General features: G+C 33.7%; 9 protein-coding genes. 5 read left to right on the forward strand and 4 right to left on the reverse strand.

What is annotated here, in order from left to right; translation table 11 throughout:
• Nucleotides 1-220 precede the first annotated feature (220 nt).
• Nucleotides 221-1,018 (forward strand): inositol monophosphatase family protein, encoded by a 798-nt coding sequence (locus ACTWQB_RS16505; RefSeq protein WP_443140260.1) that lies wholly within the window; start codon nucleotides 221-223, stop codon nucleotides 1,016-1,018.
• 28 nt (nucleotides 1,019-1,046) lie between these two features.
• Here the strand turns inward: ACTWQB_RS16505 and ACTWQB_RS16510 are convergent, their stop codons facing one another.
• A complete protein-coding gene (locus tag ACTWQB_RS16510; RefSeq protein ID WP_443140261.1) occupies nucleotides 1,047-1,223 on the reverse strand; it encodes a DUF5325 family protein in 177 nt (58 codons plus the stop codon).
• Nucleotides 1,224-1,343: 120 nt separating this feature from the next.
• Between ACTWQB_RS16510 and ACTWQB_RS16515 the strand changes: the two genes are divergently transcribed.
• Nucleotides 1,344-1,670 (forward strand): YlaH-like family protein, encoded by a 327-nt coding sequence (locus ACTWQB_RS16515; RefSeq protein ID WP_443140262.1) that lies wholly within the window; start codon nucleotides 1,344-1,346, stop codon nucleotides 1,668-1,670.
• A 33-nt stretch (nucleotides 1,671-1,703) separates the two neighbouring features.
• On the opposite strand, the gene ACTWQB_RS16520 is transcribed toward ACTWQB_RS16515, so the two are convergent.
• The gene (locus tag ACTWQB_RS16520) at nucleotides 1,704-1,904 is read right to left on the reverse strand and encodes a YlaI family protein (RefSeq protein WP_443140263.1); all 201 of its coding nucleotides are present in this window, start codon (nucleotides 1,902-1,904) and stop codon (nucleotides 1,704-1,706) included.
• A 114-nt stretch (nucleotides 1,905-2,018) separates the two neighbouring features.
• Here ACTWQB_RS16520 and ACTWQB_RS16525 point away from each other — a divergent pair, with 114 nt between their 5' ends.
• Nucleotides 2,019-2,294, forward strand: a complete 276-nt coding sequence (locus ACTWQB_RS16525; protein WP_443140264.1) for a hypothetical protein — start codon at nucleotides 2,019-2,021, stop codon at nucleotides 2,292-2,294.
• Nucleotides 2,295-2,333: 39 nt separating this feature from the next.
• Here the strand turns inward: ACTWQB_RS16525 and ACTWQB_RS16530 are convergent, their stop codons facing one another.
• Together ACTWQB_RS16530 and ACTWQB_RS16535 are read right to left on the reverse strand one after the other, a co-directional pair.
• The gene (locus ACTWQB_RS16530) at nucleotides 2,334-2,921 is read right to left on the reverse strand and encodes a YhcN/YlaJ family sporulation lipoprotein (RefSeq protein WP_443140265.1); all 588 of its coding nucleotides are present in this window, start codon (nucleotides 2,919-2,921) and stop codon (nucleotides 2,334-2,336) included.
• 106 nt (nucleotides 2,922-3,027) lie between these two features.
• Entirely contained in the window at nucleotides 3,028-3,513 is a 486-nt protein-coding gene (locus ACTWQB_RS16535) for a hypothetical protein (RefSeq protein WP_443140266.1), read from the reverse strand.
• Between the two features lie 84 nt (nucleotides 3,514-3,597).
• On the opposite strand from ACTWQB_RS16535, the gene glsA reads away from it, so the two are divergent.
• Together glsA and ACTWQB_RS16545 are read left to right on the forward strand one after the other, a co-directional pair.
• Entirely contained in the window at nucleotides 3,598-4,527 is a 930-nt protein-coding gene (gene glsA / locus ACTWQB_RS16540; RefSeq protein ID WP_443140267.1) for a glutaminase A, read from the forward strand.
• An 81-nt stretch (nucleotides 4,528-4,608) separates the two neighbouring features.
• Nucleotides 4,609-4,902, forward strand: a complete 294-nt coding sequence (locus ACTWQB_RS16545) for a DUF1507 family protein (RefSeq protein ID WP_443140268.1) — start codon at nucleotides 4,609-4,611, stop codon at nucleotides 4,900-4,902.
• The last annotated feature ends 166 nt before the right edge of the window (nucleotides 4,903-5,068 follow it).

Genomic DNA, 5,068 nt, shown 5'->3' on the forward strand with positions numbered 1-5,068 from the left:
GATTCATAGGGAAGACCTCTTTTCTGTGAATTTTAGTCTGCTAACTTAATTCTACAGAATGGGTCTTCCTTTTTCTATATCATTGAAAATCGGAATAGCCATTTACACAAAATATTTTACACTCTCTGCTTGTCTGTAAATTATTTTAGCATAAGATGAAACTAGTTTATAATGATATACAAACCTGTTTAGAAATCTAAATAAAGGATGATGAACTAATATGAAGAATCGTGATTACTTACTAAATGAAGCAAAGCAGTGGATTATAGAAGCAGGTGAATTAATAAAGTCTGAAATGAATAAACCCTATAAAATAGACACTAAGCGAGATCGTAAAGACTTAGTAACTGAAATAGATCAAAAAACAGAACAATTCTTTGTTGATAAAATTTCGAATAAATACCCTGATCATAAGATTTTGGGTGAAGAGGGTATGGGAGAAGAAGTGCATTCCCTTGATGGTACAGTATGGATTATTGATCCTATTGATGGAACGATGAACTTTGTGCATCAACAGAGGTTTTTTGCTATATCTGTAGGTATTTATCATGATGGTGTTGGGGAAATTGGACTTATATATGATGTCATGAATAATACCATGTATGAGGGAATTAGAGGTGAAGGGGCCTTTAAAAATGAGAAAAAGCTAGATCAAATTGACCCAAACAAGACTTTATCAGATGCTTTAGTAGGGTTAAACAATTTTTGGGCTATTCCGAATCGTAGGTTGAATGAAAAGAAAATACACGAACTGGTCAGGAAAGTAAAAGGAACAAGATCTTACGGCTCTGCTGCATTAGAATTTGCTTACATCGCTGAAGGCATAATTGATGCTTATATCACCATGAGATTACAACCGTGGGATATAGCAGCTGGAAAGATTATCGTAGATGAAGTTGGAGGAATTACAACAAGGGTTGATGGGAGTTCACTCGACTTATTGACTGGAAATACTGTTATTTGTTCGAATAAAGCGATTCATGAGTCGCTAATGACCTTTATTCAAGAAAAAGAATAAAAAAATCTGTTCCTGCTAAAGGAACAGATTAATTTTTGTTTTGGTAATCACGTTTTAACTTTAAGCCGTAACCCATAAGTCCAAATCCGGCGAATAACGTTAATACGATTAATAAATAATTTTGGTAACTGATCATTATCGCAGTTGCAACAAAGCATAAAATGACCAAAACAGCTAAAATAAACATTTTTTGATTATGGTTCATGATCTCACCTCATCCAATATAAGTTTACACGATGTGACAAAATTTGAAAACATGTAACTTCTATCTAGATAAACATTTATGAATCATGTATGATAGATGGGGATTAAGAGGAGGATTGCTATGAATGAGAACGGAAATTCATTAGAAGAACAGTTTTATCTGCCAGTGGAAAAATATTTTTTGATGGATATTGGTGGAACTGAAGGTTTTTGGTTATTATTTATAACTGTTGCAGTTTTAGCAATGATAACATATAAATTAGGGTTTGCTAAGAAATTACCATTAATGAAATCAATAATTGTCTATGCTCTGCTGGTGTTTGGCTGTTTTATGCTTGTCATATTCGCGATTGGCGGATTACCAATTGCAGAAGTGTTAATTATTACTTCTTTAGTCCTAGCTATTTACAGGTTCAGACTCCATCGTGAAAGAAAAGGTGAGGATTAAAAAACATTGCCAACTATTGTTGGCAATGTTTTATTATATATGAGGATCACCTTCTGGCTCTTCATATAGTTTAAAGTTTTCATTTTTTCTTCTCTCTAATGTCTTCTTGCCAATTCTGTCATGACACTCTTGACAGATATATGTTTGAACACGTCTTTTTCTAAGGTTTTTTGCTAAGAGTGAAAAAGGCTCAACTCTTTCAATTTGTTCACATAATACACATTTTACACGCATAAGTAATCACCTCTACTTGTCCAACATTATAACATGTTTTTCATTGAGTATGTTTTAAATTGAAAATATAGGGAAAATAAAAAATAAGAATAATCTTAGAGGAGTGGTGAACATATGAAAAAAGGAGTTTATACAACATTAGTTGCAGCAGGAAGTGCAGCTCTAGGTGCATATATTTTTAGTGACGAAAACCGTAAAAGTAAAATTAAAAGTCAATACCATAAAGTGAAAAATCAGTTATTAGGAGAAGAAACGAATACGATTGAAAAGGCTGGAAAACCGGAAGAGGTAAGTCACCACGAAGATTCAAAAATGGTTTCTGAAGGTGCGCAATTTGGTGTTCAATATTATAATGACTACAAAGAAAATAAAGAAGATACGTCACAATAAGAAAACTGCACCTTGATTTAAGGTGCAGTTTTTATTTTATTAATCTTGTTCGCTACTGCTTTGTTCTCTTTGTATATCGGTTATATCTTCATCTGCATCACTTCGAGTTTGCGAAGGGTTCTCTTTATTAGGATTATTATCCTTAGTTGGAGTTTCAGGTAAATAACGGCCAACTAAGTTTGAAATCTCATCTAATACTTTATCAGCAGGTTCGCCTTGTCTAATCATTTGATTCATTTGTCTAATGCGTTCCATAACATCACCATCAGCAACGACAAAAGCATAATGGCCGAATGGATCATCCTTAACAGCTTCTGTAACCGAATATTTAACTGAGCCTACACGAGATCGATCTAAGTCTTCATCTACATCGATACCAATTATAGTATATGAACCGAATACTAATACCCTGGCATCATTCACATTCGGTACTTGTGTGGCTAAATGGGCTAATCTTTGAGCGGCCTCTTGGTTTGTGTGTTTATTGGATTGTTCAATTTCAGAATCGCTTAATTGCTCAATTTTAGCATCTGTATTGAGCTGATTACTATTATTACTTTGTTGAGACATACAACCGGCCGAGAACAATATGATAATCATCGCAATGTTTAAGCCTTTATATTTCATATTACCATACTCCTTTTTTCTATAGTTTGCGTCGAAAAGGAGTAATTATGAAAGAAAGTTATAAAAAAGTTAATCACCATTTGTTGATGATTAACTTAAAGTTTAATTATACAATTTCAATTTTTTTAATACCTTTAATTGGAGCGTCCTTATTGCTTCCATCTGTAAAATAAAGGTGAACAGGTCCATCTTCTGTTAATGGTTTCCCGTTTAATGCAAATAATAAATAAGAGTTCTCTAACTGATTTAATTTAATTTCTGTTGAATCTTGTTCAGTATGTAAGACAGCTTTTGTTGCATCTTCGTTTGGCTGTGAGTTCGGTAAAAAGTAATTAATTGGCATCAAATAGCTGCTTTCTAGAACTTTTTTCTTATCAAACCGTTTAATGCTTTCGTTAATTGGTGGGTTTAACTGTTGTTGATATTGGTCACGGTTCCATGGCTTTTCACTGTCAGTAGAACTTTGATCGTCTTCAGTTGTTGTTTCTTTAAACGCTTCTTCTAATAATATTTTTCTGTCGTCAAAAATCCATACTGTTGGATCTAGTGTTATAGGGTGCTGGACATTCCCTTCGATTTGTACAATTAACATTATGTCACCTCATCTTAATAAAACTATCTGTCCAATAATGAGTATAACGAAGATTTCTTAACAATGCACGAAAGGAGTATTATGATGATAAAAATTTATCAAGATGATTTATCAAAGTGGCTAGAACATGTTCGAATTTATGCAAACAATGGTAGAGTAGCTGATTATATTCCAGCTTTAGCTAACCAACAGCCTGAAACAAATGCTGTTGCTTATTATCCATTAGAAGGTGAAATGATATGTTCTGGTCAATCTGAGTATTGTTTTACAATACAAAGTATTTCTAAAGTTGTTACTTTAGCACTTGCGCTTATGCAACATGGAGAAAATGCAGTGTTTTCACGTGTGGATAAGGAGCCTACAAGCGATCCTTTTTATTCAGTTGCAAAATTAGAAGTAGAGAAACCAGCCAAACCTTTCAATCCAATGATTAATGCAGGTGCTTTAGCAGTTACAAATATGATCCGCGGACGAAACTCTGAGGAAATGGTTGATGAACTCTTAAAGCTTGTAAGACTGATGACAAATGATCATTCGGTGACATATGACTCTGAAGTTGCCCAATCTGAATACGAAACGGCCTTTTTAAATCGTGCCTTATGTTATTTTATGAAGCAACATGGAGTAATCACTGGAAGTGTGGAAGAGTTATTAGATGTTTATACAAAACAATGTGCTATTAGTATGAATGTTCAACAGTTAGCAAGAATGGGTGCAGTATTTGCAAATGATGGCAGAGACCCTGAAACAAACGAAGAAATAATTCCTGCACAAGTAGCCCGTGTATGTAAAACATTTATGGTCACTTGTGGAATGTATAATGAATCAGGGACATTTGCAATAAATGTAGGAATTCCTGCTAAGAGTGGTGTATCCGGAGCTGTCATGGGAGTGATTAAAAAGAGTGGTGGCATTGCGGTATTTGGTCCTGCTTTAAATAAGAAAGGTAACAGTGTGGTAGGGTTACGTTTTTTAGAAAAGTTGGCTGAAGAGAAAAGATGGTCAATCTTTTAACATAAAACAAGTTTCCTTGCATTTTAGAGGTATAACCTATAATATAATTATGTAGGAGCTCAAATGTAAGGGGGAATTACCGTGTCGTCCAATGTAGCGCTTGAAGAAAATCAACAAGCCTTAGCCCTCTTAAAGGCGGATGCGGATCAAATTTTGCAACTAATCAAAGTGCAAATGGATAATTTAACAATGCCTCAATGTCCTCTTTATGAAGAGGTTTTAGATACACAGATGTATGGTTTATCTAGAGAAGTTGATTTTGCGGTTAGGTTAAAGCTAATTAATGAATCAACGGGTAAAAACATACTAGAAAATCTTGAAAAAGAATTAAGTGCTTTACACGATGCTTATCAAAAACATAAAGAATCATTTTAAAGCTCAAAATATAGCATTTGCTATGTTTTGAGCTTTTTATTAAAAGATAAGAAAGTATAAAAATTGTGCCATAGAACGCTGTTCTGTGGTATTTTTTTAGTATGGATAATATTCTAAGACGCATATTTTTTGATAAACATAATCATTGGGATCGATTCGTTAACAA

Origin of the sequence: Piscibacillus sp. B03 (genome assembly GCF_052246295.1) — a bacterium.
Classification (GTDB): domain Bacteria; phylum Bacillota; class Bacilli; order Bacillales; family Alkalibacillaceae; genus Piscibacillus.